The 25,002-nt window shown below is 56.7% G+C and carries 21 protein-coding genes; 7 read left to right on the plus strand and 14 right to left on the minus strand.

Annotation, left to right across the window (positions count from 1 at the left end; translation table 11 throughout):
* Nucleotides 1–47: 47 nt before the first annotated feature.
* Entirely contained in the window at nucleotides 48–2,321 is a 2,274-nt protein-coding gene (locus IY73_RS01475) for a neutral/alkaline non-lysosomal ceramidase N-terminal domain-containing protein (protein ID WP_237025153.1), read from the plus strand.
* A 141-nt stretch (nucleotides 2,322–2,462) separates the two neighbouring features.
* Here the strand turns inward: IY73_RS01475 and IY73_RS01480 are convergent, their stop codons facing one another.
* The 5 genes from IY73_RS01480 to IY73_RS01495 all read right to left on the minus strand — a co-directional run bounded on the left by IY73_RS01480 (nucleotide 2,463) and on the right by IY73_RS01495 (nucleotide 7,192).
* Entirely contained in the window at nucleotides 2,463–3,212 is a 750-nt protein-coding gene (locus IY73_RS01480; protein WP_053961505.1) for an acyltransferase, read from the minus strand.
* 9 nt (nucleotides 3,213–3,221) lie between these two features.
* Nucleotides 3,222–4,511 carry a THUMP-like domain-containing protein gene (locus tag IY73_RS01485; RefSeq protein WP_053978721.1) on the minus strand — a complete coding sequence of 430 codons (1,290 nt, stop codon included), beginning with the start codon at nucleotides 4,509–4,511 and terminating at the stop codon, nucleotides 3,222–3,224.
* Between the two features lie 104 nt (nucleotides 4,512–4,615).
* The gene (locus tag IY73_RS01490; protein WP_237023745.1) at nucleotides 4,616–5,653 is read right to left on the minus strand and encodes a class I SAM-dependent methyltransferase; all 1,038 of its coding nucleotides are present in this window, start codon (nucleotides 5,651–5,653) and stop codon (nucleotides 4,616–4,618) included.
* Nucleotides 5,654–5,715: 62 nt separating this feature from the next.
* A complete protein-coding gene (locus tag IY73_RS08010; RefSeq protein ID WP_053961507.1) occupies nucleotides 5,716–6,294 on the minus strand; it encodes an enoyl-CoA hydratase/isomerase family protein in 579 nt (192 codons plus the stop codon).
* A gap of 34 nt (nucleotides 6,295–6,328) precedes the next feature.
* Nucleotides 6,329–7,192, minus strand: coding sequence for an ABC transporter ATP-binding protein (locus IY73_RS01495; RefSeq protein ID WP_390175765.1), 864 nt, complete (start codon nucleotides 7,190–7,192; stop codon nucleotides 6,329–6,331).
* Nucleotides 7,193–7,736: 544 nt separating this feature from the next.
* Here IY73_RS01495 and IY73_RS01500 point away from each other — a divergent pair.
* The 4 genes from IY73_RS01500 (at nucleotide 7,737) to glgB (ending at nucleotide 14,224) form a co-directional block, all read left to right on the plus strand.
* On the plus strand, nucleotides 7,737–9,335 hold the full coding sequence (locus IY73_RS01500) for a neutral/alkaline non-lysosomal ceramidase N-terminal domain-containing protein (protein WP_082346512.1): 1,599 nt from the start codon (nucleotides 7,737–7,739) through the stop codon (nucleotides 9,333–9,335).
* Nucleotides 9,272–9,835, plus strand: coding sequence for a neutral/alkaline non-lysosomal ceramidase C-terminal domain-containing protein (locus tag IY73_RS01505; RefSeq protein ID WP_082346622.1), 564 nt, complete (start codon nucleotides 9,272–9,274; stop codon nucleotides 9,833–9,835). Before IY73_RS01500 ends, IY73_RS01505 begins: the two co-directional genes overlap by 64 nt.
* Nucleotides 9,836–9,946: 111 nt before the next feature.
* Nucleotides 9,947–12,007: an alpha-1,4-glucan--maltose-1-phosphate maltosyltransferase gene (locus tag IY73_RS01510; RefSeq protein WP_192839642.1), complete on the plus strand. Its 2,061-nt coding sequence runs from the start codon at nucleotides 9,947–9,949 to the stop codon at nucleotides 12,005–12,007.
* Nucleotides 12,008–12,028: 21 nt separating this feature from the next.
* Nucleotides 12,029–14,224 (plus strand): 1,4-alpha-glucan branching protein GlgB, encoded by a 2,196-nt coding sequence (glgB, locus tag IY73_RS01515; protein ID WP_053978725.1) that lies wholly within the window; start codon nucleotides 12,029–12,031, stop codon nucleotides 14,222–14,224.
* Nucleotides 14,225–14,322: 98 nt separating this feature from the next.
* On the opposite strand, the gene IY73_RS01520 is transcribed toward glgB, so the two are convergent.
* Nucleotides 14,323–15,393: a tetratricopeptide repeat protein gene (locus IY73_RS01520; protein WP_053978726.1), complete on the minus strand. Its 1,071-nt coding sequence runs from the start codon at nucleotides 15,391–15,393 to the stop codon at nucleotides 14,323–14,325.
* Between the two features lie 49 nt (nucleotides 15,394–15,442).
* The gene (gene nucS, locus IY73_RS01525; RefSeq protein ID WP_053961513.1) at nucleotides 15,443–16,135 is read right to left on the minus strand and encodes an endonuclease NucS; all 693 of its coding nucleotides are present in this window, start codon (nucleotides 16,133–16,135) and stop codon (nucleotides 15,443–15,445) included.
* A 59-nt stretch (nucleotides 16,136–16,194) separates the two neighbouring features.
* Here nucS and IY73_RS01530 point away from each other — a divergent pair, with 59 nt between their 5' ends.
* Nucleotides 16,195–16,791, plus strand: a complete 597-nt coding sequence (locus IY73_RS01530; RefSeq protein WP_053961514.1) for an NUDIX domain-containing protein — start codon at nucleotides 16,195–16,197, stop codon at nucleotides 16,789–16,791.
* A gap of 11 nt (nucleotides 16,792–16,802) precedes the next feature.
* Nucleotides 16,803–18,488, plus strand: coding sequence for an adenylate/guanylate cyclase domain-containing protein (locus IY73_RS01535; RefSeq protein ID WP_053978727.1), 1,686 nt, complete (start codon nucleotides 16,803–16,805; stop codon nucleotides 18,486–18,488).
* 37 nt (nucleotides 18,489–18,525) lie between these two features.
* Here IY73_RS01535 and IY73_RS08015 read toward each other — a convergent pair whose 3' ends face one another.
* The 7 genes from IY73_RS08015 to IY73_RS01570 all read right to left on the minus strand — a co-directional run bounded on the left by IY73_RS08015 (nucleotide 18,526) and on the right by IY73_RS01570 (nucleotide 24,985).
* Nucleotides 18,526–18,960 carry a DUF2550 family protein gene (locus IY73_RS08015; protein WP_082346513.1) on the minus strand — a complete coding sequence of 145 codons (435 nt, stop codon included), beginning with the start codon at nucleotides 18,958–18,960 and terminating at the stop codon, nucleotides 18,526–18,528.
* Nucleotides 18,961–19,050: 90 nt separating this feature from the next.
* Nucleotides 19,051–19,434, minus strand: a complete 384-nt coding sequence (locus IY73_RS01545; RefSeq protein WP_053961517.1) for a F0F1 ATP synthase subunit epsilon — start codon at nucleotides 19,432–19,434, stop codon at nucleotides 19,051–19,053.
* A 5-nt stretch (nucleotides 19,435–19,439) separates the two neighbouring features.
* A complete protein-coding gene (gene atpD, locus IY73_RS01550; protein WP_053961518.1) occupies nucleotides 19,440–20,888 on the minus strand; it encodes a F0F1 ATP synthase subunit beta in 1,449 nt (482 codons plus the stop codon).
* Nucleotides 20,889–20,891: 3 nt separating this feature from the next.
* Nucleotides 20,892–21,860, minus strand: coding sequence for a F0F1 ATP synthase subunit gamma (locus IY73_RS01555; protein WP_053961519.1), 969 nt, complete (start codon nucleotides 21,858–21,860; stop codon nucleotides 20,892–20,894).
* Between the two features lie 48 nt (nucleotides 21,861–21,908).
* Complete coding sequence (gene atpA, locus IY73_RS01560; RefSeq protein ID WP_053961520.1) at nucleotides 21,909–23,543, minus strand: F0F1 ATP synthase subunit alpha; 1,635 nt, start codon at nucleotides 23,541–23,543, stop codon at nucleotides 21,909–21,911.
* 30 nt (nucleotides 23,544–23,573) lie between these two features.
* On the minus strand, nucleotides 23,574–24,404 hold the full coding sequence (locus IY73_RS01565; RefSeq protein WP_053961521.1) for a F0F1 ATP synthase subunit delta: 831 nt from the start codon (nucleotides 24,402–24,404) through the stop codon (nucleotides 23,574–23,576).
* Complete coding sequence (locus IY73_RS01570) at nucleotides 24,401–24,985, minus strand: F0F1 ATP synthase subunit B (RefSeq protein ID WP_053962638.1); 585 nt, start codon at nucleotides 24,983–24,985, stop codon at nucleotides 24,401–24,403. Before IY73_RS01570 ends, IY73_RS01565 begins: the two co-directional genes overlap by 4 nt.
* Nucleotides 24,986–25,002 lie beyond the last annotated feature (17 nt).

Genomic DNA, 25,002 nt, shown 5'->3' on the forward strand with positions numbered 1-25,002 from the left:
CCGTTCTCCTATCCACCACAGTTTTCTCACTATTTTCTTTGAGTCAAATGTCTGTTCATCCTGGTCACGGCCTCGCTAATGTATCAAGCGACAAACAATTATGTACCAAGGGCATTCCTTCCCTGCCCCAGCGCTTGGATCGAATTGTCCTCCGAGAGACCGAGAAGAGGTCCACTGTGGAGATCAATCGTCGTTCACTATTGAAGGGAATGGCCGCTACCGGCGTTGCAGCCGCAGTAGCCACTGGAACCACTCAATCCACCGGTACGCCTTTCGCACAAGCGGCAAAGCGCCATAAGATCACGGGTCCCGCTGACGGCAAGGGTTACTCCGTCGGTGTGGGTATTTCCAGCATGACGGGCGCAGTCGCCGGACAAGGAATGATGGGTTATTCGGAACCTGAGCAGGTGGCTCGTGGTCTCCGCAGCCCCTACTACGCCCGTGCTTTCATCTTCGTCGATAACAAGACCAAGGAACGTTTGGTGTACGTCAATGTCGATATGGCGTGCTTCTTCGAAGCCCTCCATCAGGAGGTCATCAAGCATTGTGCGAAGAAGTACGGCAAACTGTACCCCGAGTCGCACCTGTGCATTACCGCGACCCACAACCACAACTCCTGTGGCGGTACGTCGCATAACATGGCCTACAACACGGCTACGTCGGGCTTTATGGAGAACAGTTTCAAGGAAGAAGTGGCCGGTATCTGCGAAGCCATTGACAAGGCCCACCACGCTATCCGTCCCGCTACGCTTCTACTCGGGCATGCAGAACTCCATAACGCCTCTGCAAACCGCTCAACGGTAGCTTTTGAGCGCAACCCTGACTCAGATAAGTCCTACTTCCCGGAGAGGATCGATCCGCAAGTTCGCGTTCTCCGCATTCAGCAGGCAGGTGAGGACGTAGGCGCTATTACCTGGTTCGCCACCCATGGCACCTCCCTCACTGATGCGAATTTCTACATCGCACCCGATAATAAGGGCCTGGCCTCCTACATGTGGGAGCATGACGAGAAGGGTGTACGTTATTTGCGCGGACACCACAACTTTGTAGCGGCATTCTCGCAGACCAACGCCGGTGACATGACTCCGAACTTGGGCATCAAGCAAATGAAGCCCACTGGTCCAGATGGCACCAACTTCGTCAAGAACAACGTCATCATTGCCAAGCGCCAGTATGACGCCTGCAAGAAGGCTTTCGAGTCAGCTACCCCAATCTCCGGCGCACGCCTCGATGTCCGCTACATGTACGTCGACATGGCGCACCAGGTCATCGATGGAAAGTACACTCACGACGGCAAGCGATGGCGTACCAGCCCGGCCATCATGGGCGGTTCGGGCGCTGCCTGCTCCATGGAAGACAACGTACGCTGCCCCACCTGGGACATCCCGTTCATCCGGGAAGGCTGGCAGTTCCCGGATGCCGGGCCGAAGATCAAGTCTATTCAAGACGCGATGAAGAAGATGGGCATCAAGAAGGTTCCGGAACTGCCCCGCGAGGACATGCTTAACCAGTACCCGAAGGTGCCGCTGCTACCACTCGGTTATCTGCCTCCGACCCCCTGGAACCCGCAAATCGTGCCGGCGCAGATCATCCGCCTGTGCGACCAGCTCACCATGTGCACGAACTCCTCCGAGTGCACCATTGTGGCTGCACTGCGCGTTCGCCGGCAGGTTGCTAAAACTCTGGGTATTCATCTGGAAGATGTGATCTACCAGGGCTACACCAACTCGTACAACCAGTACATCACCACTCCGGAAGAGTACATGGCCTCACAGTACGAAGCTGGCGAGACCCAATATGGTATCGAGACGCTGGGTGCCTGGATCCAGGCATTCGATAAGCTCGCCCAGGCGATGCGCGACGGCAAGCCGGTCGCACATGGTCCGAGCCCACTCAAGCATGAGTGGTTCCACCCGACCTGGTTGGCTGCTGTTCCGCCAGACACCTGCCCGAAGGGCAAAAAGTATGGCGACGTACTGGTTCCACCGCAACGTGGTTACCACAAGGGCCAGACCGCCCAGGTCGATTTCGTCGGTGCTCACCCTAACAACCGCATCCGCCGCAACAGCACCTACACCAAGGTGGAGCAGAAGAAGGGCGGCAGCTGGGTGTGCGTCTATGACGATTCCGATTACGAGACCATGTTTCACTGGGAACGCCCCAAGGATTCCAAGACAGAATCCATTACCCGCGTCATCTGGAATATCCCCACGTGGCAGGAAACCGGTATGTACCGTCTGGTACAGCTGGGTGAATCCCGCGACAAGAACGGGAAGATCACGTCCTATGTAGGAACGTCACCTGCATTCCGTGTAAGTTAGCCACTCGGTGCGCGAAAGTATGTGTGCCCCTCGCCTCTCCGGAGGTTGGGGGCACACTGCTTTGTAGGCATATCTTCCGTGCATATGCCTCCACGGGTATGCGGTGAGCTAAGCAGCTGGTGCTCTATTCCGGGCAGGCGGTTAGCCGCTCGACGCTGAGAGCTTCTTTTTCCGCTCGATGTCGGCCAGGTCCGCCTCCTGTTGGGCACGGGCCGCAGCGCTTGCTTCCCAATCCTCTTTCCGATTCCGCACCGGTCGGGCTGGCGCGCCCACCGCGATGCTGTAGTCGGGGATGTTTCCCTTGGCAACGGCATGCGCTCCGAGTACACACCCGCGTCCAATTGTGGTGTTCCGCGTGATGGTAACTTTCGTGGCTAGCCAGCAATCGGGTCCAATACGCACTGGCCCCTTCACAATCCCTTGGTCTTTAATGGGCATTGTGACGTCACTGGTGACATGGTCAAAATCGCAGATGTAAGCCCAGTCCGCTACGAGCGTACTCGAACCGATTTCAGTATCGAGGTAGGAATTGACGACGACGTCTTTCCCAAAGACGGCTTTATCGCCAATACGCAGAGATCCTTCGTGGCACCTAATAGCGGTGTTATCTCCGATATGCACCCATCGCCCAATCTCCATCCGCCCCAGACCGGGACGACATAACAACTCCGTGTTCTTCCCCAAGAACACCATGCCGCGCAACACTACATGCGGATTGCGGAGACGGAATGTGAAGAGCCGCCAGTACCGCACCAGATACCAGGGTGAGTAGGCCTTATGGCGAACCACCCACTTGAGTGAATCCCAGGTGAGGAAACGGCATTGCTGCGGATCACGGTGGCGGGCGGCGGCGTGCCGGTCTTTCCAGGGGGTGCCCCACATAGATGTCATAGGGTAATGCTACCCAACGAGGCGAGCTCCACAGAGAAAGGCGACGGCACTGGTACCCACCCGGCTGATAACGAGAGTTCGCGCGGGTGCCCCGGCAACTGGTTTAGGAAGAATCGCACGGCGCACTGCGGTGGGGTCGACGTCCACTCCCCGTACCAAAATTTCGAGACTGGAGGTGGGGTGGCGACGCAACGCCTTCTTGAGTTCTGCAGTTCGATAACGCAGCTGCTCGATAACGGGATAGTAGGGTACTCCAGCGGGAGCTTGGTCACCCGTCAAGTGGGCAATGCGATGATCAAGCTGCCAGAGTCCAGAGCGCGCAGCCCACTGCCGTACCAATCCAGCCCGTACGATGGCACCGTCCGGCTCGATGAGGATACTTCCGACCTCATCTACCGTCATGTCCGCTGCAGCAGCTGTTGCAGCGGGATCATCAGCTATCTGGTCAACGACATCGCCCTGCGGATTGAGTACCGTTGCCCGCCGGTTGACCGGTATTGCCGAGTTAGTGCGTTCGCAGAGGCAAGCAGACCAGAGGGCTGCTTCCTTCACTCCCCCCTCGCGAGAACCGATGATGGAAATGATCTCCACTTCACCCTGCCAGGGACCAGTCCCCCAACCATCAGTGAAGAGTGTCTCCCAATCGATCCCCGGCGCACACTTCACAAGATAGGGACGGTAACGGTACGTCTCTAGAACAGTGGTGAGAGACGGTATTGTCGAGTCGGGACCCCGGTAGCGGCGTTGTCCAGTGGCTGTGCGCCGCGCGGGGTCAAGTAGGGTTACTGCATCCTCATCCCAGCACGGCATCAAACAATCTGCGATGGTGAAGGCTGCGGTGGGTACGTTATGCCGGGCCATCGCCAGCCGCGCCGGGTCCGTGTCCGATCCGCTGAGCTCGCTGGTAGCTCCGGCGGCGCGCAATGCGGCCAGCTCAGTACCAATAGAACAGGTAGCGTCGTGGATACTACCCGACTTTCGGAGTCCCATAGAGAACAGCCTCTGTGCCCGGTAGTGTGCTACCGCATGTGGAGTGGCTTGTTGGACGGCTGCGAGTGAAAGAAACCAGTGGGCGGTCTCCGGACCGAGTTTCTCCACGGCACGATGGCGTGCCTGGATAAGGTCAATAGTGCCACTAAGCAGCTCTGGTGGAAGATCCGGATAGAGACGCCGCAAGTGAGTTGTAGAACTTAGGCTGTCCGCGGGAGTCCACGAGAGTGTACTGGCAGTAGCGACCACTGCTTCCCCAGCGGGGCTTGCCCACCATTCCACGAGGTCTGGAGAAAGCTCTACTGCCATTCGTCACCTCCGCAACATCGTCGTGTTTGAGCTACCTATCCTTTCCACTGTATCGCTCCCCCACGACCATTCAGCGTCACATGGCTCGATCAACAATGGTGGCTCTAACGAACGGTAGGAATTGGGTGGCGAGAAGGTCCAGCGGGCCGTGGGCGAGCAGTGACGAATGGTTTCACCCCTGTGATAAGCAGGTTATAGAACCAGCTTTGCGGGATAAAACGCTTGAAGACGTGTTCATCCAGCCACGTCGCCGTTGTGAAGAGATTGAAGGCGAAGAGATGGTAGCGGAGGCTCAATTGATCGGCAGGCACAGCAGCCTCAAACGTCCGAATCGGCCACCCTTCCAGCGCGGCGGCAAACTCTTCCGCATTCACTTCTACTTCCACTGCGCCCGCACGCCGAGCAGCGTTACGAAGCTCAGTAGGGGTGAAGGTATGGATGTCGACGACAGCTTCGAGTGCTTGTGCACGGGAGGACTCGTCCAGTTCTTCCTGCGGACGGCGGTATTTCCGGAGTGGACCCAGCTTCGTCACCGTGGTGACGATCTTCCACGTCAACGTACTGATTGCGCGCGCATATTTGTCTCCAATGGTGGATGGCTCGCCCGCAAAGACAAAACGCCCCCCGGGTTTGAGGACTCGGATGACCTCGGCGAGAGATTGTTCCGGGTCGGGGATGTGGTGCAGCATCGCATGCCCAACCACGAGGTCGAAGGTGTTGTCAGGGTAAGGGATGGTTTCTGCATCTGCGACTCGTCCATTGACCTGTAGCCCCAATTGTTGTCCGTTGCGTAAGGCAACTTCCACCATGCCGGGTGAGAGGTCCGTTAGCTCACCGGATGTCGCTACTCCCGATTGCATGAGGTTGAGGAGGAAGAATCCGGTGCCGCACCCTAATTCGAGGGCTTTCCCATAGGGCAGCTCGGTGTTGCGGATATCGGAGGAAACGGCTTGGTCGAAGCGACCGCGCGCATAAGTGATGCACCGCTCATCGAAGCTGATGGACCACTTCTCGTCGTAGGTTTCCGATTCCCAATCATGGTAGAGGACCTGTGCCATCTTATTGTTGTGATAGGCGGCTTCCACCTCTTCAGCTGTAGCTTGGCGATGTGGAGTGCTGTACAAGGGGGGGTCCTCGGTCACGTGTCGTCCTTCTCTGTTTCTAGTAAGGGTAGCCTTAGTTTACTGGAGGAAGTGGGGTGACGTCACCTGCCATCATCATGACCACTATCATGCAGGTCATCGAACAACCATTCCTGTGCCTCATGGAGCACTAGATCGGGTGCTGCGAGACGTTCAACCATCCCTGCAGCTAGTGCATCGCTGGGGTCAATGAATCCTTGCTCTGGTGACGGATACAGGCGAGCATTATCTCCCATGACACGATATGAGCATTGCTGCGCCAACTCCCATGCTCTACCACAGGTGTATCCGCTCAACGCAGCGGCAACGGGCAACTCTTTCACCAGCGCGGCAAGGCGTGCACAACAGGTTTCTGCCGCTGTCTCCCATGCTCGTTTATGGGCGTCGCTGGCGACTGTCCATTGTGATGAGTCATCCCCTACCGAAAACATGGTTTTTGATCCCACGAGCACCACACCACGAAGAGAACTGCGCGAACAGGGAAGAATTTCGCCTCTACCCTCGCTGTTATCACCCTGTAGAGCGGCGAGAACAGCATCGAGTTCCTCCCACTGACGCAGCGTAAATGCATTCCAGGGAGATTCCCGAAAACGAAGGAGGAGAATATCTCGATAAAGCTGGAGATCGAGGTAGAGAAGCATAGATGGGCGCGCGGGAGCTGCCGTCTCTGAGGTATTACATTCCGGCACTGTGACGGCCTCGTGCGTAGTCCCGGTGCGCAAAGAAGCGCCCCTCCGAGGTACTGACCACAATAGGTTGTCCGAAGGCTTCGGACAGGTGCTGCGACGTGATGACGTCATTGACCGGGCCTTGGTGCAATGCTTGGCCATCGCGCAATATCATCGCGTGGGTAAAGCCGCGTGGAATCTCCTCGACATGGTGTGTGACCATGAGGATGGCAGGTGCGTGCGGATCCGCTGCCAGTTGTTCCAATAGTTCAATAAGATCTTCGCGTCCACCTAAATCGAGGCCCGCGCTCGGTTCATCAAGGAGGAGAAGCTCGGGAGCCGACATAAGAGCCCGCGCAATAAGAACACGTTTCCGCTCTCCCTCACTGAGCAATCCAAAAGGCCGATCTTTCAGGTGGATGACGGCAAAGTCCTCCAGCAGTGCAGTCGCTCGGTCGAGGTCTTCCGCATCGTATTCTTCGCGCCATCGTCCGATCATGGAATATCCCGCCGACAGTACAACGTCGCAGGCGGTCTCGTGGGCGGGCACACGTCGTGCTAGGGCATTGGATGAAATCCCCAGGCGAGTGCGCAATTCGGTAAGGTCGGTGCGCCCAAATTGTTCCCCGAGAACGCTCAAAGTGCCTTTTGACGGGAAAAGATCTCCGCCCACCATATGTAGCAGCGAGGTCTTTCCGGCTCCATTAGGGCCGAAGATAATCCACTGCTCCGCTGCATTGACCTGCCAGTGAAGAGGCCCTACCAGGGTGGTGTCGCCGCGATAGAGCAGAATGTCGCGGGCATCAATGACGCGTGCATTCTGCCGAGACACCGCTCCTTGTCCAGCATGATCGGAACTAGCCACGGTCAACCTCTCCTCCTTCTTTTGCTGTTGATGCTACCAGCGGTGTAAACACCCGTGTGGGGGGATACTGCCGGCCGACATGGAGAACGGCTGACCGACGTCCGGAACGACATATATACACGCAGTAAGTAGCGTAGTCATGTCGCGATTATCTATTCTTGGACGAACGACCTGGGCATTTGTTGGTTTGACACAAATGAAACGCATGAGTATTTGTAGATGTCCTATAGCCAAGTTTATGATGAGAAAAATTGCTGATATACCCATGTGTTTATGAATGACAACCATCCTGTTGCCAGTAATATTCGTGGCAACTTATCTGTGGTTGATGTCACAACTACCGATCAGAAGAAACCGTTTCTGAAGGGGCATATTGCCACTACAGCAACACTTTTAGGTGTGTAAGAGTTCAAAATTACAGAATTGGTATATTGGTCAACTGTTCACGTCAAGAAGTTATCGATAAATATAAGGAATTTCTTGACCAGTTCCAGCCTTTAATGAACGTAGGACTTTAAACGCTTGGTAAACAGAGTGGAAGGATAATCCCTTGCAACTATCACGTCGTTCATTGCTCAAAGCTACTGCTGTCAGTGGTGCTGCAATCACCCTCAGCGGTGGACTGAGCGCTACGGCAAGCCCCTCCAAGGCTGCCGCTGCCCCCGCCAACAATTACGCCAACGGCACTGGTGACTGGCTGGTAGGCCTCGGCCTGGCCGACATTACCGGTGCTCCCGCCGGCCAGGGCATGATGGGCTTTTCTCAAGAAGACCAGATTGCTCACGGTATCCGTCAGCGTTACCTCGCGCGCGCTGTCATCTTCGTCGACAAGAATACCAACGCACCGCTTGTTCACGTTACCGTCGACACCTGCGCGTTCTTCGCCAACGAATTGGACGAGCTCCTCTCCCGACTGCAGAAGACCTACGGTGGTCGCTACAGCAAGAAGAACGTCATCGTCACCGCGACCCATAACCACAACTCCTGTGGTGGTACATCCCGTGACCTCGCCTACGTACTGGCTACGAAAGGCCACCAGGAAAACTCCTTCCGTTGTGAGGTGGACGGTGTCTTCGAAGCTATTGCCCGCGCCCACAACAACATCGCACCGGCACAGCTTTACCTCGGTCGCTCTGAGCTCTACAACGCCTCGAAGAACCGCTCTATCAGCGCCTTCAACCTCAACCCCGAGCATGACAAGCGGGAAATGCCGGGCGCTATCGATCCGCGTGTCTGGGTACTCCGCATCAAGCGTGGGACCAAAGACGTCGGTGTCATGACATGGTTCGCCACCCACGGCACCTCCCTCACTGACAACAACACCCTCCTCAGCCCCGATAACAAGGGCCTTGCTGCCTACATCTGGGAGCATGACGAGATGGGTGTCGACTACATGACCACCAAGGATCCGTTCGTCGCCGCCTTCATCCAGACGAACTCCGGTGACATGACCCCCAACCTGTGGCGACGTAAGCTGCATCCTTCCGGCCCAACCAGTGACAACGTTCTCAACAACGCCATCATTGCCAAGCGCCAGTACGATGCCTGCCACAAGGCCTGGGCCAATGCCGTGCCGCTGAGGGGATCCGGCATCGCCACCTCCCATCGCTACGTCGACTTCGCCCACGAAGTCGTCCCCGGCAAGTACACCGTGGACGGCAAGCAGTGGCGTACCGTTCCCACCGTGATGGGAGCCTCCGGCGCAGCATCCTCCGAAGAGGATAACTACGAGTCCGTCGTCTACCCGTACATCCGTGAAGGTGACAAGGGTCCCTTCACCAAGTTCTGGGATTGGGACCGGAAGAACCAGCTTCTCGACGCCGACTGGGATTACCAGTCCCCGAAGCTCAACCTCCTCCCCCTCGGCTACCTGCCGGTGAAGGGCTGGAACCCGCAGGAACTTCCGCTCACCATCTTCCGCTTGGGTGAGCTGGTCTTCGTCTGTGGCGCTCTCGAGTACACTATCGTCTCCGGTCTGCGCTGCCGTCGTCTGGTCTCCAATCGACTCGGTGTCCCCATGGAAAACGTCATCTTCCAGGGCTACACCAACTCTACTGCCAGTACTGCGTCACTCCAGAAGAATACATGGCCATGCAGTACGAGGCTGGTGAAACCCAGTTTGGTCGTGAGACGCTGGGCGCTCACCTGAAGCACTACGACGCCATGTGCGACGAACTGCTCGGCCGTGGCAAGCCCTACAAGAGCACCACTAACCGCGCTTACAAGGCCAACATGTGGATCCCCAGCTGGCTGCCTGCGGTTCCCGCCGACACCTTGCCGAAGGGCAAGAAATACGGTGACGTTCTGCTACCCCCGCCGGCCACGGTCAAGCGTGGCGCCAAGCTCGATGTTGACTTCCAGGCAACCCACCTTAATAACAAGCTCTACCGCGGAAGCACCTACCATGAGGTGCAGAAGCTCGTGGGCGGCAAGTGGGTACGCATCGCTGACGACTTCCACTACGACACCATCCTCGACTGGCGTCGTCCGGATGGTTCCAGGACTGAGTCCATCACTCGCGTCACCTGGAACGTCCCGAAGAACCAACCGACCGGCACCTACCGCATTGTGCTGCGTGGTGACGCCAAGAACGAAAGTGGCAAGCTGACCCACTGGCAGGGCAAGACGAAGAGCTTCAAGGTCGTCTAATACTGTCGTTGTTCACACCACTATGTGAATATGGCCTAAATAGTGTGGAGGCAGGAGATCAGATCTCCTGCCTCCACACTATTTCCACTGTCCTTCCTGCGCTTATCTACTATGCTGATACACAAGATCGGTACCCGTTTTCTGGGAGGAGTCACAGTGATCGGACGTTTCGGCATTACTGATGTCCAGCCTGTAGTCGACAGTGGAAACTCTCCATCAAAGGCTGTCGTTGGGGAGGTCATTCCCGTCAGTGCAACCGCCTGGCGTGAAGGTCACGACAAGCTCGCGTGCACACTCTGGGTGAAGGGCCCAGGTGCAACTCGCGCACAACGCATCAGTATGACCCCGGGCGAAGTGGATGACACCTTCCACGCCTGCTTTGTCCCCGATCGAGAGGGCATGTGGACGTTCCGTATTGATGCCTGGTCTGATGTTCGGGCCACGTGGATCCATGACATCAACGCAAAAATCGATGTCGGACAAGGACCACAAGATCTTGCGAATGACCTTGAGATCGGCGCACAGATCCTCGAGGCTGCACTCCTCCAAAACAGCCGGAAAGTCATCAAAGCCACATTGCAGGAAGCCATTGATGCGCTCCGCAACACCGATCTTGAACTCGCAGAACGTATCAGTCCGGCACTCTCCGCGGAAGTGACGGAGATTCTGGCGAAGCGTCCGGTGCGCGACCTTCTTACCCATGGAAAGCCTCACCGCATCTGGACCGATCGCAGTAAAGCCATGTACAGCTCCTGGTATGAGCTCTTCCCTCGCTCCACCGGTGGCCGCGACGAACGCGGTCGCCCGGTACACGGTACCTTCGCTACAACAGAAAAAGACTTTACACGCATCGCCGCCATGGGCTTCGATGTCGTCTACTTCCCGCCCATCCATCCCATCGGGGAGATTAACCGAAAGGGACGCAACAACACCCTCACCGCAAGTAAGGAAGACGTAGGAAGCCCCTGGGCTATCGGGTCCAAAGACGGTGGCCATGACGCCATCCACCCGCAGCTAGGTACTATGAAGGACTTCACACACCTCGTTAAAACTGCAAAAAAACAGGGCCTGGAAGTCGCCCTCGACCTCGCCCTGCAGTGCGCTCCAGACCACCCGTGGGCACAAGCCCACCCCGAGTGGTTCACCGTCCTCCCTGATGGCTACATTGCCTACGCCGAAAACCCACCGAAGAAGTACCAGGATATCTACCCTCTCAACTTCGACAACGATTACGCAGGGCTCACCGATGAGATTGAACGCGTCGTCCGACTGTGGATGAAGAAGGGTGTCCGTATTTTCCGTGTCGACAACCCACATACGAAACCCGGAATGTTTTGGGAAGACCTCATCTCCCGCATTAAACGCACCGATCCGGATGTTCTCTTCCTGGCGGAGGCCTTTACTCGCCCTGCCCGCATGTTTGGTTTGGCCCGGCTAGGCTTCTCCCAGTCGTACACCTACTTCACCTGGAAAACCGCCAAGTGGGAGCTGGAGGAGTTCAGCAAGCAAACCCTGCGGCATCTCGATGATGCCCGCCCCAACCTCTTCACAAACACTCCCGATATTCTGCATGAGAGCTTGCAGCACGGCGGACCAGGCATGTTCGCCATCCGTGCCGCCTTGGCCGCCACACTTTTCGCCAGCTGGGGTATCTACTCGGGATTCGAGATCTACGAGCATATTGCCGTCGCTCCAGGTTCCGAAGAGTATCTCCATTCAGAGAAGTACGAACTGCGCCCCCGCAATTTTGCTGCCGCACTTGAGAACCAGGAAAGCCTCGAACCGTGGATCACCACCCTGAACCGTATCCGTCGCGAACATCCGGCTCTTCAGCAAAACCGTCAGTTGGTCTTCCACCACTGTGACAATGACGCTGTCATGGCGTATTCGAAGTTTGATCCTAAGACTGGCGACTCAATTCTTGTTGTCATCAACCTCAATCCTTTCGGCACTGAGGAAACCACCATCAGCCTTAATATGCCTGCGCTAGGCCTAGATTGGTACGACCAGATGGATGTCCATGATGAAGTAACGCAGCAAACCTTCCATTGGACACAACGCAATTATGTGAAACTAGAACCGTGGAGCAATGTTGCTCACATTCTTGTGCTACCTGTGGTTCCCCAAGAGCGTCGCGCCAACCTCTGCTACCGAGATGTTGCTGAGGACTAGGCGTTAGGAAAAGAGAAAGTCATGTCATCCACCTACGATCCGATGATCTCGGATATCGACCGCGCCGCACTTGATGCAGGCGCTTGCTCGAACCCCCACCGCTTCTATGGTGCACACGAGGAGGAAGCAGCTGGCGGAACAGTCTTCCGTACCCGCCAACCCGCTGCTGACCTCGTGTCGGTCCGCATCGGTGGAGTGGACTATCCACTGGAGTACCGCGGCTCCGAAATCTGGGCCGGTATTGTGGAGATGACCGACATTGCTGACTACCGCCTTGCCATCCACTACCCCGATGGATGTACTAGAGTTGTCGCAGATCCGTACCGTTTCCTCCCCACCGTGCACGAACTTGATGAATACCTCATTGGAGAAGGCCGGCACGAGGAACTGTGGAAATCTCTCGGTGCACACACCCGCACCTACACCACCCCCGACGGTGCCGTCTCTGGTGTGAGCTTCGCCGTGTGGGCCCCCAATGCCCGCAGTGTGGCAGTCTGTGGCGACTTCAACGGGTGGAATACCCAGCAATATCCGCTGCGTACACTTGGCTCCTCTGGTGTCTGGGAGATTTTCATTCCCGAGATTGGAGAAGGCGCTCTCTATAAGTTCGCTATCCACGGTGCTGATGGAGTCATTCGCGAAAAATTCGATCCCTTCGCCTTTGCCACGGAAGTGCCTCCGGCAACTGCATCTCGCGTATTTGAAAGCCACTACGAATGGCAGGATGTCGAGTGGATGGACGCCCGCCCGGCGCGCCAGCCGCATCTCGAGCCTATGAGCATCTACGAGCTTCACCTGGGGTCATGGAAGCCGAGCCAGAGCTACCGAGAGTTGGCGGACTCCCTTATCGATTACCTGAATTACACCAACTTCACCCATGTTGAGCTTCTCCCGATAGCGGAACACCCCTTCGGCGGCTCGTGGGGCTACCAGGTAAGTGCATACTATGCTCCAACTGCACGCTTCGGCACCCCCGACGATTTTCGCTATCTTGTCGACCGCCTCCACCAAGCAGGCTACGGTGTCTTAGTGGACTGGGTGCCAGCTCACTTCCCCAAAGACGCCTGGGCGCTGTCACGATTTGATGGAACACCACTCTACGAACATCCGGACCCGCGTCGCGGGGAGCAGCCCGACTGGGGCACCTACGTCTTCAATTTTGGACGCCGGGAAGTCCGCAACTTCCTCGTGGCCAATGCACTCTTCTGGCTGCAGGAGTACCACGTCGATGGTCTGCGCGTTGATGCCGTCGCTTCCATGCTCTATTTGGACTACTCCCGTGCTGATGGTGAGTGGTTGCCCAACCAATACGGTGGCCGGGAGAACCTGGAAGCGGTGCAATTCCTCCAGGAAATGAATGCCACCGTGCACAAACATTTTCCGGGTGTTGTGACTGTCGCCGAGGAATCCACCTCCTGGCAAGGAGTTACACGCGACACTGCATCCGGAGGCTTGGGCTTCAATTTCAAGTGGAATATGGGCTGGATGAACGATACCCTCCGTTACTTTGGGCGCGATCAGCTGTTCCGCAACTACCATCACCAAGACATCACGTTCTCCCTGATGTACGCCTGGAGTGAGAACTTTGTCCTCCCCATCAGCCATGATGAAGTCGTCCATGGAAAAGGCTCATTGTGGGAGCGTATGCCGGGTGACGCCTGGGCCAAGGCAGCTGGACTACGCGCCTTCCTCGCCTACATGTGGGCGCACCCGGGCAAGAACCTTCTCTTCATGGGGCAGGAGTTTGGCCAGAGCCGGGAATGGTCCGACGAGCGTGGCCTAGACTGGGGTGATTTGGATGGCTGGCAGAGCGAATTCCACCGCGGTATCCTCTCGTGCACCCGAGACTTGAACCTCGTGTACCGCGAAAACCGCTCCCTCTGGTCCCAGGACCATCACCCCGGCGGTTTCAACTGGATTGATGCTAACGATTCGAACAATAACGTTATTACGTTCCTACGTTTCGGTGATGACGGGTCGATCATGGCTTGCCTGTTCAACTTCTCCGGCGTCCAGCACGACCACTATCGGGTGGGCCTTCCCGCTGCGGGTTTTTGGCATGAGGTGATGAACACCGACTCCACCTTCTACTACGGTTCTGGTAGCGGAAACCTTGGCGGTGTCACCACCGAAGAGATTAGCTGGCATGACCGGCCCTATTCTGCAGAGGTGACTCTGCCCCCGAATTCCGGCATCTGGCTGCGGTACGAAGGATAACCGCTCCAACTACGACCAAGGGTGGGTACTCATACGGTTCGTATGGATACCCACCCCCATCATGTTGTGTCGTCCTCAGTGCTTTACCGTTCTAGCCGCTAGAACAGCAGCGAGGCCAATTGCTGTCGCGCCGCGATAACCAGGGGGTCAGTTGGATCACACATCGCGAAGAGGTTAACGAGATGCTTTCGCGCTTCAGCCCTCTCCTCCCCCGTCGTACGGGCAATCGTCGTGAGAAGACGGGTAAAAGCAGCTTCTGCCCCTACCTCCGTCATTTCTCGATCCGCAGCATCGCATTGAGCGGAGATGTCCGCTGGGTGCTCATCCGCATAAACAATCGTGTCCTCATCGGTGGTAGCGGCGCGCGCGAGCGTCTGATACAGCGCACACGCAGACTCTGCCGCATGATCCCCCGGGTTGTGCTCCAGGTGGTCAACCAGTAGTGCCTCAGCGGCGGCATAATCTCCGGTATCGGCGAGTGCCTCAGCTTGGTCGACGATAGTGGCGGGAGCTGCCTCTGACACCGCATCAGCTGCCACCAGACCGCCAAAAGCCTCCAAACCCGGGATATTTCCATCAGCTGGCAGGGGGGAAAGACGACCGTTGACTGCGTTCATTAACGCATCCAGCCACCCTCGCAGCTGTGGTTCCGGTTGTGCGCCAGCAAAAGCGTCTAGCGGGTGTCCCTTGGCCATCGCCACCACAGTGGGAACCGATTGCACTTTGAAGGCTTGCGCGAGCACTGGCTCCTTTTCCGTATTTGCCTTAGCCAGAATCCATTTTCCTTGGTATTCAGCAGCGAGCTTCTCTAGCACAGGGGTGAGCTGTTTGCAGGGCTGGCACCATTCTGCCCAGAGGTCAATAACGATGGGTACATAGTTGGAGAGCTGCATCATGGCCTCGAAATTGGCCTCGGTGAGCTCGATCACGGTAGGAAGCCCGTTACTGCCACGCGCACCGGTATCAGAGGTACTTGATGTTACTGAGGTGGTAGCAGTAGTACCTGCGACGAAGGGGCTGGCGGCAGGACGATCTGCCGGATGATCTTTGGCGACAAAACGTGGTTTATCGCCAGCGGAACTCGCGCGGTGGGCCTTCGCGCGTTGTTGTTCTTCCGCAACACGCGCTTCCGCGACCGCTTTCAGGGGAGATAGGTCGATGTTGTCCACGATGCTTCCTTCACTTCTCTGGAGTGTTCTTCCTCAGTCTAAGCAGCTGTCAAAAGAGTCGCAGCTCAGTGCTTTCAATACCACGTAACTCGTCATAATCCAGAACTGTGCAACGGATTCCGCGATCTTCTGCAAGGGTGCGAGCTTGTGGCTTAATGGACTGCGCAGCAAATACTCCCTGTACCGGTGACAACACCGGATCCCGATTCAGCATTTCCAGGTAACGGGTGAGCTGTTCCACACCATCGATACCCCCCACACGTTTAATCTCCACAGCAACTGTCCCACCGGACTCATCTCGGCAGAGAATATCCACTGGCCCAATGGCAGTGGGATATTCACGGCGCACGAGAGTAAAGCCTTCCCCTAACACCTCAATGTGTTCCGCTAGAAGCTCCTGCAGGTGCTGTTCCACACCATCTTTCTCGAGCCCCGGATCCGGCCCCAGCTCAATCTCTTCGTCGAGCGCCACCTCACCGATGAGGATGCGAAGCTGCTCACGTGCTTTATTCTCCACCACCCATAGTTTTTCTCCAGTGGGGCAGTCATCCTCGTCCAGAATAGTCTGTTCCTCGAGCCAACAGGGGGGAGTCATCCAGTTGAGAGGCTTATAGGCACGGTCGTCTGCGTGTACGCTAATAGACCCATCTGCCTTGATGAGAATGAGACGACGAGACATGGGGAGATGAGCACTCAGGCGACCAACGTAGTCCACCTGGCAGTCTGCAATAACCAATCGCACCCCTCCTACGATAGGACAGATTGTCGGGAAATGGGGAGTACCTTGCCTAGAATGGAGGTATGCCAGGTTCGACGTCTACCCCCTCCACCCCACCGGTTTGTGGTGAACCCACCACGCTTGCTACCCGCGAAGTCTATCGAAACAACTGGATGGTGGTGACAGAGTCGGATCTGCAACGCCCTGATGGTTCTCCGGGCCTCTACGGGGTTGTTCACAAACCCACAGGTGTCGTAGTAGTCGCGTGGCGAGAGTCCGAGGCTGACCCTGCAGGGGAAGTGCTCATGGTCGAACAATACCGTTATGCGTTGGGCCGCCGCTGCTGGGAATTCGTCGCGGGCACTGCACCTGACCTAGCTGAGCAGGAGCCTGCGGAGCTCGCACAACGGGAGCTCCGCGAAGAGACAGGATACCGCGCCGCTGATGTTCATCACATGGGGTGGATTGATGTCGCACCCGGTTTTGTGGAACAAATACAGCATGTCTTCCTTATGCAAAATCTCACCGCTGGAAAAGCCGAGCAGGAGGACACCGAGGCAGATATTCGCTGGCGCTGGTGGCCGGTGGCCGAGCTGAAAACTGCATTTCGGGACAGCCGGATTACCGATGCACAGGCTCTCGCAGCCTGGGCCTTGGTAGAACCCCATCTGGAGTTTTAGGCTTAGAAATAATGACCACAGAATCTCCTAAGCCACTCCGGCCTCCCTACCCTCGCCGGTATATCACCCCATTTGGATTTGAGCCAGGGGAAGAACCGGGGAAAGAATACTCCCGTTTCGGTTCTCCACTCTTGGGGGCCGCTGGTGAGACTCCCCGGAAGGCACGTACGCGCATCTTCTGTATTCTCTGGGTACTGCTGAGCGGAGCGCACTTGTCGGGTGCTATTGCCTGCCTGTTCATCATCGCCAGCATTGTCCCATCGGATCGTATTTTTCGACCGGACGTTGCGGTATTGACGTGGAAGGCTGTCCCCGCTTTCATCGTTATCGCCTACGCCATTGGTATCACGAGCTCATTTTTGTACATCAACCAGGCACTCAAGTGGTTTGTCGAAGAACGCGTTCCCACTGAGAAAAACCGCTGGCAGGTACTGCTGGGACCTCGTCACCTTGCACTATTGCAGTTGGTACTGTGGCTGATCGGCGCCGTGATCTTCGGTTTCCTCTATGGTCGCGTCGAACTCTCTATGGGGTTGCGGATTGTTCTCACTGTACTGGTGGGTTCGGTCATCATGGCCGCTGTGTGTTTCTTGGCCGCTGAGTTTGCATTGCGTCCTGCCGCGTCTGTGGTTCTCTCGCACTATGGCCCCCGTAGCCGCTTCGTGACCGGCATTGCCTCCCGTATGTCTCTCGTGTGGATCGCCGGGACAGGCCTGCCCGTGTTGGGGCTGCTTCTGGTCGGGGCAACTAACCTCTACACCACAGAGTTCTCTATTCAGGAAATGTCGCGCTTCATCGTCATTATGGCGATGTGTATTCTGTTGTTCTCCGCCGTGCTCAATGTCCAGATCTCTAACTACATCACTCCTCCTTTGAACCGGGTGAGGTACGGAATGGAGCGTGTGGCGATGGGCGATTTCGATACTGAAGTCGCAGTTTTTGACGGTTCAGAGATCGGTGAGCTCCAAGCGGGCTTTAACAACATGGTGCATGAGCTCCGGAAACAGCAGCATGTGAAGACCCTTTTCCGAAAGCATGTGGGGTCGAAGATTGCCGACCGCGCACTCTCTACCTCAGCCGCCGGCCGAAATGTCACGCAACGTGATGCGTCGGTGTTCTTCATTGACATCATTGGCTCTACCAAACTCAGCCTAGAATACGACAGTTCCACTGTTGTCGATCTGCTCAACCGCTTCTATACCATCGTGGTGGAAGAGGTGAACCGAACGGGTGGAGTCGTAAACAAATTCGCAGGTGATGCCGTGTTGGCTGTGTACAACGTTCCTGATGACCATCCGGATCCGGCTGGAGCCTCTCTCTATTGTGCACGTGTCGTCATGAACCGACTCGATCGTGAGCTACCGGAAATCGCAGCTGCTGTCGGGATTTCTGCTGGCCGGGTGGTGGCCGGAAGTATTGGCTCTAAAGACCGCTACGAGTACACCGTCATCGGCGACCCAGTAAATATTGCCTCTCGTCTTTCTGAGCTGGCTAAGCGCGAACCAGGCCGCATTCTGGCTTCACAGCGGACAGTTAACCTTGCCAATGTGGAAGAAGCGCATTTCTGGATGATCGATGGAGCAACGGTACTACGCGGCCGCTCGGATGCGACGGTACTGGCTCGCCCAGAGAACCCCGTAGTCGCGTCCTTTGCGGAACGCGAGGAACGGGAGCACCAGCGGGAAACCCAGGACTAAAACGATCCCTCCCCTAATACTTTGGGGAGGGATTTTTCTATAGACCTTGTTGATAAAGCCGCTTCGAGGGCCGAGACTCCAACCAGGAAAGCAGTGCGGCGTGGGCGGAGGGGCTTAACGCCAATTCCACCTCCGGATCACAACCCGTGATGGCGACAATCCGGGTGGTCTCGTCCATTAGCCGGATTTCCAACCCGTGTGGGCTACGGCACGCCAATATGTGGATTTCATCACGGTTGAGATCGAAGGCTTTTCGATCAACGAATATCAAAAGCTTGTAAAAACGTACTCGATTCTCTTCATAGACGAGAATCCCATGCCGCCAACCGTGTTCTCCCTCAGCAGGGCGAACACGCATGAGGACGCCAGTGCCTTTGTCCTGTAATGCAGTCATATGACAGTAGAAAAAATACGATGCAACCGCTAGCGCAATAAGTACTACGCTAACGGCTACGATACCACTCCACCACATGAAGGCAGCTTACCCCGAAATCCCTATTGATCGCTAGCTTTCCAGCTCACGAACGAACTCCGAGGCAGCTCCCTCATGCTTCATTTTTTACTATGCTGCGGCGAGCCGCTTCGCGGCACGAATCTGCGCCCGCAACTGAGCTCGTTCTCCGCCAGAACCGTCCTCAGGAAGCGCCGCCAACTTCTTTTCTACATCCTCAAGGGAAACATCCGAAGCGGGCATGGCTTTCTCTGCCATCACGATAACATTGGCTCCTGTACAGGACAGGAAACCGCCGGATACCGCAAAGACGAGGAATTCTCCATCGGTGCTATGCACCGTCACGACCCCATCTTCTGCCATCTGAGCCAGGATAGGTTGGCGTCCGTAGAGGATACCCATCTCGCCTTCGACCGTTGTACTAGTCACACTAGTTGCGGTTCCGTACCAGACGGACCCATCAACGGAGACGATTGAAACATCCAAGTCGGCCATTATGGTTACTCTCCCTTAAGAGCCTTAGCCTTGGCCTCCACCTGGTCCAGACCACCCACATCGTTGAAGGCCTGCTCCGGGTACTTGTCGAACTCGCCCTTGCAGATCTTGTCGAAGGCCTCAATGGTGTCTGCCAGTGGAACCACCGAACCCGGAGTACCGGTGAACTTCTCTGCCACCAGCATGTTCTGGCCAAGGAACTGCTCGATGCGACGAGCACGACCAACCAACACCTTGTCCTCTTCAGACAGTTCGTCCATACCGAGGATGGCGATGATGTCCTGCAGTTCCTTGTACTTCTGCAGCACGTTAATGACGTTCTGAGCAACACGGTAGTGCTCTTCACCAACGATGCCGGGCTCCAGAATACGAGAGGTGGAGGACAACGGATCCACGGCCGGATAAATACCCTTGGAGGCAATACCACGCGAAAGCTCGGTGGTGGCGTCCAGGTGGGCGAAGGTGGTGGCCGGGGCTGGGTCAGTGTAGTCGTCTGCGGGGACGTAGACGGCCTGCAGCGAGGTGATAGAGTGGCCCTTCACCGAAGTAATACGTTCCTGCAGCTGGCCCATCTCATCTGCCAGAGTGGGCTGGTACCCCACGGCAGACGGCATACGGCCGAGCAGCGTGGAGACCTCAGAACCCGCCTGGGTGAAACGGAAGATGTTGTCAATGAAGAGGAGTACGTCTTGGCCCTGCACATCGCGGAAGTACTCTGCCATGGTCAGTGCAGAGAGCGCGACACGCATACGGACTCCCGGCGGTTCATCCATCTGGCCGAACACGAGAGCAGTATCGGGGAGAACACCCATCTCGCCCATTTCCAGAATGAGGTCGGTACCCTCACGAGTACGTTCACCAACACCTGCGAAGACGGACGTACCGGAGAATTCACGGGCGATACGGGTAATCATTTCCTGGATAAGAACGGTCTTACCCACACCGGCACCACCGAAGAGACCGATCTTACCGCCCTTTACGTAAGGGGTAAGAAGGTCGATGACCTTAATACCAGTCTCCAGAATTTCGGTCTTACCTTCGAGCTGGTCGTAGCTCGGCGGCTCACGGTGAATCGACCACTGCAGACCATCACGGCCGAGACCGGGCTCGTCAAGGCACTCACCGAGTGCATTGAAGATGTGTCCCTTCACTACGTCACCAACTGGGACGGAGATAGAGCTACCGGTGTCGACTACCTTCACACCACGGACGAGGCCGTCGGTGGGCTGCATGGCGATGGTGCGAACCACATTGTCGCCCAGGTGCTGAGCAACTTCGAGGGTGACGAGCCGGGTTTCACCGCTCAGCGTCACCTCAACGTGGAGGGCATTGTTGATCTCTGGGATAGCACCCCGGGGGAACTCCACATCCACCACGGCGCCGATGACGCGCACGACGCGGCCTTCAAGTGCGGTATCCGCTATATTCTTCTGATCAGTCAGGGCTGAGGTCATCTTTTAATCTCTTCCTGCACTCTCCGAGAGAGCGCCAGCTCCACCAACGATCTCGGTAATTTCTTGGGTAATTTGGGCCTGACGAGCCGTATTAGCAAGACGGCTGAGGTCTTTAATGAGTTCATTAGCGTTGTCGGTTGCCGCTTTCATAGCGGTGCGCCGCGCAGCGCATTCAGACGCCGCCGACTCAAGCGAGGCAGCAAACACACGCGTCGTGATGTAGCGTGGGAGCAACTCGTCGAGGAGCTCTTCGGCATTGGGCTCGAACTCGTATTCAGGGGGCAGCGAGTCAGATCCGGCAGGGTCGGACAACATGTCCTCGCCGAGGGTAATCGGATCGTCGTCGTACACTGCCTCGATAGGAATCATGCGACGCACGGTGGGAACCTGCGACAGCATAGAGCGGAACGTGGTGTAGACCAGGTAGATAGCATCACACCCGTGAATTTCCGTTCCATCAGGGGCTGGCAAAGTTCCGTCAGATCCTTGTAGGTAGCTATCAAGCAGATGCTCTACCGGAACCTTGAGGTCGTTGTACTCGGGATTCATGGAGAATCCCGACCACTGGCCAGCAAGTGGGTGGTTGTGGAAAGAGTGGTGCGCAATACCTTTGGCACCCATCACGTAGAGCACTGGCTCAGTACCATGCTGCTGGAGCATTTCGCACAACTCATCCGCAGCTTTCAAGACGTTGTGGTTATAGCCACCACACATGCCTCGGTCGCTGGTGATGATGAGCACGGCAGCACGTTTTGGGTTAGCCCGGTCAGCAAGCAGGGGATGCGTCATGTTAGTCGCGCCTGCTACTGCAGACAACACATTGACGAGTTCTTGCGTATACGGTGCTTGTGCAGTAGTACGTGCCTGTGCACGGGTAATGCGCGAGGTCGCAATGAGCTCCTGTGCGTGGAAAATCTTCGCATTCGACTTGGTCGCAGCGATTCGACCTTTCAGCGCTTTCAGATCTGCCATTACTTACTCCCCTCCTTTCTGGCTGGTAGAAGTTGTCATCGTCATGCTTTAGCCCTTCCGGGAAGCAGTGCGCTTCACCTGCAGGGTTTCTTGAGTGACAGCATCTTCTTCCATAGCCTCAGCCTGCAGCGAGGAGCCATCGGAGAGACGGAAGATCTTCTTGAATGCCTCGGTAGCGTCGACCAGGGTGGTGATAACCTCATCCGTCAACGGGGCGCCCCCGTCGATGGCGTCGAAGATGCCGGAGGAATTGCGGTGTAGCTCGCTCATGAGCTGCTCTTCGAAGCGTCGGACTTCCTCCACCGGCACCTCATCGTAGTAGCCGTTACTAGCCAGGTAGATGGTGACGATCTGGTCCTCTACCGACCATGGGTGATGCTCGCCTTGTTTCAGGACTTCCACTAGGCGAGAACCGCGGGCCAGCTGACGCTTCGACGCATCATCGAGGTCAGATGCGAATGCGGCGAAGCCTTCCAGTTCGCGGTAGGAGGCAAGATCCAGACGAACACGACCGGAAACCTTCTTCATGCCCTTTGTCTGGGCAGCGCCACCCACGCGGGACACGGAAATACCCACGTTAACGGCGGGACGCACGCCACTGTTGAAGAGGTTGGACTCGAGGAACACCTGGCCGTCGGTAATGGAAATGACGTTGGTCGGAATGTAGGCAGAGACGTCGTTAGCCTTAGTCTCGACAATCGGCAGGCCGGTCATGGAACCGCCTCCCATATCGTCGGAGAGCTTCGCACACCGTTCGAGAAGGCGGGAGTGCAGATAGAAGACATCACCGGGGTAGGCTTCACGTCCCGGCGGACGGCGCAGCAGCAGGGAGATTGCACGGTATGCTTCAGCTTGCTTGGACAGGTCGTCGAAGACAATGAGGACGTGCTTGCCCTGGTACATCCAGTGCTGCCCCAAAGCGGAGCCCGAGAAGGGTGCGAGCCACTTGAAGCCGGCGGAGTCGGATGCGGGGGCCGCCACAATGGTGGTGTATTCCATGGCGCCGTACTCTTCCAGAGCAGCCTGAACACCTGCAATGGTGGAACCCTTTTGGCCGATGGCGACATAGATGCAGCGAACCTGTTTGGAAGGATCACCGGATTCCCAGTTCGCCTTCTGGTTAATGATGGTGTCGGTGCAGATAGAGGTCTTACCGGTCTTGCGGTCGCCAATGACAAGCTGACGCTGGCCCCGACCAATGGGGGTCATAGCGTCAATAGCCTTGAGACCGGTCTGCATCGGCTCGTGTACCGGCTTGCGCTGTAGTACGGTGGGTGCCTGCAGTTCGAGAGGACGTTCGGTCTCGGCCTCGATCGGCCCTTTGCCATCGATGGGCTGGCCGAGCGGGTTGATCACGCGGCCGAGGAAGGCATCGCCGACGGGAATGGAGAGTACCTCTCCAGTGCGGCGAACTTCGTCACCCTCCTTGATTTCTTCGAAGCTACCCAGCACCACAGCGCCGATTTCGCGCTCGTCCAGGTTCTGGGCGACACCAAGTACACCACCCGGGAATTCCACCAGCTCGTTAGCCATTGCCGAGGGCAGTCCGCTGACGCGGGCGATACCGTCGGCGGCTTCAACTACGGCACCAATTTCGCTGCGGGTAGCGCTGGGGTCGTAGGAGTCCCGGAACTGTGCAAGGGCATCCCGAATTTCTTCGGAGGAGATCTTCAACTCCGCCATCTTTTCCCTGCTCTTCCTAATTGTTTTTGTCTAGACCAAGCTGCGCCGGAGCGATTCAAGCTTGCTAGCGAGGCTTCCATTGATAATTTCGTTGCCCACCTTGATGATGACGCCGCCAATGATGTTGCGGTCAATCACCTCGTGGATGGACACCTCGATGCCATAGATGTCGTGAAGCTTCGCACGAAGGCCTTCACGCTGAGCATCGGTGAGTGCTACAGGAGTAGTCACGTCGGCAACACGCCGACCAGTTTCATGCGCCGCCTGACGCGAAAGAATATCGAGGTCATCAGCGACGAGTCCTTCTTGTGGGCGAGCGACCGCCTGTGAAGCGAGGATCTCGGAAATCGCAGAGACTTTTCCGTACAACAACTGTGCCAGCAGGGCGCGTCGCTCATCTGCAGACGCCTGCCGATCGCCCAAGGCCTGTTCCAATCCAGGATGGGCCTTGATCGTCCGGCTCAGGCGGAAGAGTTCCTCTTCTACCTGCGGCAGCGAGTTCGAAAGTTCAGCTGCCTGGAGAAGTGCAGAGCGGGCGGTGCGAACGAGTCCGTCACGGAGATCGGCCGGATTAGACCAATCAAGCGCGGTAGCTTCCTGACACACACGCAATGTCTCGGGCAATACTTTGCCCTCGATGAGGCGCGTCATCAGTGCGTTGCGCTGTTCCGGACTGACAGACACGTCTGCTAGTGCAACGCGGGTCGGACGGTCTGCTTCAACTAGTTCAACGATCGTGAACAGTTCAGCACCCACCTGCTGCCCCACTACTACGGGCTGTTCACTCTCGCGAATGAGTTGTTCTGCGAGGGAACGGATAGTAGCGAGAGCATCGCGGCTGGCGGCATACATGACACTCATTGACGGGCCACTCCCGCAGTGTCATTGTCACCGAGGCTGGCGAGGAAAGCATCAATGGTGTCAGCTCGCTTGGCGTCATCATCCAGTTCGTCGCGAAGGATGAGTTCTGCCAGGTTCGTCGCTTGAACACCAATGTCATTCTTCAGATCGGTGTAAACCTTCTGCCGCTGCGCATCTAGGGACTGCTGTCCGCTGGCAATAATGCGACTGGACTCGGCCATGGCCTTGTCCTTCATCTCAGCCACGATCTGTCGTCCCTGTTCACGAGCTTCCTCGCGAATCTGGGTTGCGTCATCGTGAGCTTGTGCCAGCTGTTGGTTGTATTCATCCAACGTTTGCTGCGCCTTGGCCTGCAGCTCTTCAGCCTTGGCCATGCCGCCTTCAATACGATCCCGTCGTTCCTGGAAGACCTTTCCATAGCGCGGGAGGACGAATTTCCACATCAACAGCATGATGACGATGAAACAGACCAGTGACCACACCACGTCATAGTTAGCCGGGAAGAGGGGGCCGAGACTGCCGCCGAGAGGCATGTTCTCGGTGGAGTCTCCTCCTCCGGAGGCAAGGATAAGTGAGGTCATCATTTCGGGTAGTCCCA

This window comes from Lawsonella clevelandensis, assembly GCF_001293125.1.
Lineage (GTDB): Bacteria > Actinomycetota > Actinomycetes > Mycobacteriales > Mycobacteriaceae > Lawsonella > Lawsonella clevelandensis.

What these genes read in the sequence shown, in the direction of transcription:
- IY73_RS08015 (WP_082346513.1), bottom strand. Translation starts at nt 18,960, where the DNA reads ATGTGGTGGAGTGGTATCGTAGCCGTTAGCGTAGTACTTATTGCGCTA.
- IY73_RS01505 (WP_082346622.1), top strand. Translation starts at nt 9,272, where the DNA reads ATGGCCATGCAGTACGAGGCTGGTGAAACCCAGTTTGGTCGTGAGACG.
- glgB (WP_053978725.1), top strand. Translation starts at nt 12,029, where the DNA reads ATGTCATCCACCTACGATCCGATGATCTCGGATATCGACCGCGCCGCA.
- IY73_RS01545 (WP_053961517.1), bottom strand. Translation starts at nt 19,434, where the DNA reads ATGGCCGACTTGGATGTTTCAATCGTCTCCGTTGATGGGTCCGTCTGG.
- IY73_RS08010 (WP_053961507.1), bottom strand. Translation starts at nt 6,294, where the DNA reads ATGCTTCTCTACCTCGATCTCCAGCTTTATCGAGATATTCTCCTCCTT.
- atpA (WP_053961520.1), bottom strand. Translation starts at nt 23,543, where the DNA reads ATGGCGGAGTTGAAGATCTCCTCCGAAGAAATTCGGGATGCCCTTGCA.
- IY73_RS01480 (WP_053961505.1), bottom strand. Translation starts at nt 3,212, where the DNA reads ATGACATCTATGTGGGGCACCCCCTGGAAAGACCGGCACGCCGCCGCC.
- IY73_RS01555 (WP_053961519.1), bottom strand. Translation starts at nt 21,860, where the DNA reads ATGGCAGATCTGAAAGCGCTGAAAGGTCGAATCGCTGCGACCAAGTCG.
- IY73_RS01510 (WP_192839642.1), top strand. Translation starts at nt 9,947, where the DNA reads ATGCTGATACACAAGATCGGTACCCGTTTTCTGGGAGGAGTCACAGTG.
- IY73_RS01565 (WP_053961521.1), bottom strand. Translation starts at nt 24,404, where the DNA reads ATGAGTGTCATGTATGCCGCCAGCCGCGATGCTCTCGCTACTATCCGT.
- IY73_RS01530 (WP_053961514.1), top strand. Translation starts at nt 16,195, where the DNA reads ATGCCAGGTTCGACGTCTACCCCCTCCACCCCACCGGTTTGTGGTGAA.
- IY73_RS01535 (WP_053978727.1), top strand. Translation starts at nt 16,803, where the DNA reads ATGACCACAGAATCTCCTAAGCCACTCCGGCCTCCCTACCCTCGCCGG.
- atpD (WP_053961518.1), bottom strand. Translation starts at nt 20,888, where the DNA reads ATGACCTCAGCCCTGACTGATCAGAAGAATATAGCGGATACCGCACTT.
- IY73_RS01570 (WP_053962638.1), bottom strand. Translation starts at nt 24,985, where the DNA reads ATGACCTCACTTATCCTTGCCTCCGGAGGAGGAGACTCCACCGAGAAC.
- IY73_RS01475 (WP_237025153.1), top strand. Translation starts at nt 48, where the DNA reads ATGTCTGTTCATCCTGGTCACGGCCTCGCTAATGTATCAAGCGACAAA.
- IY73_RS01485 (WP_053978721.1), bottom strand. Translation starts at nt 4,511, where the DNA reads ATGGCAGTAGAGCTTTCTCCAGACCTCGTGGAATGGTGGGCAAGCCCC.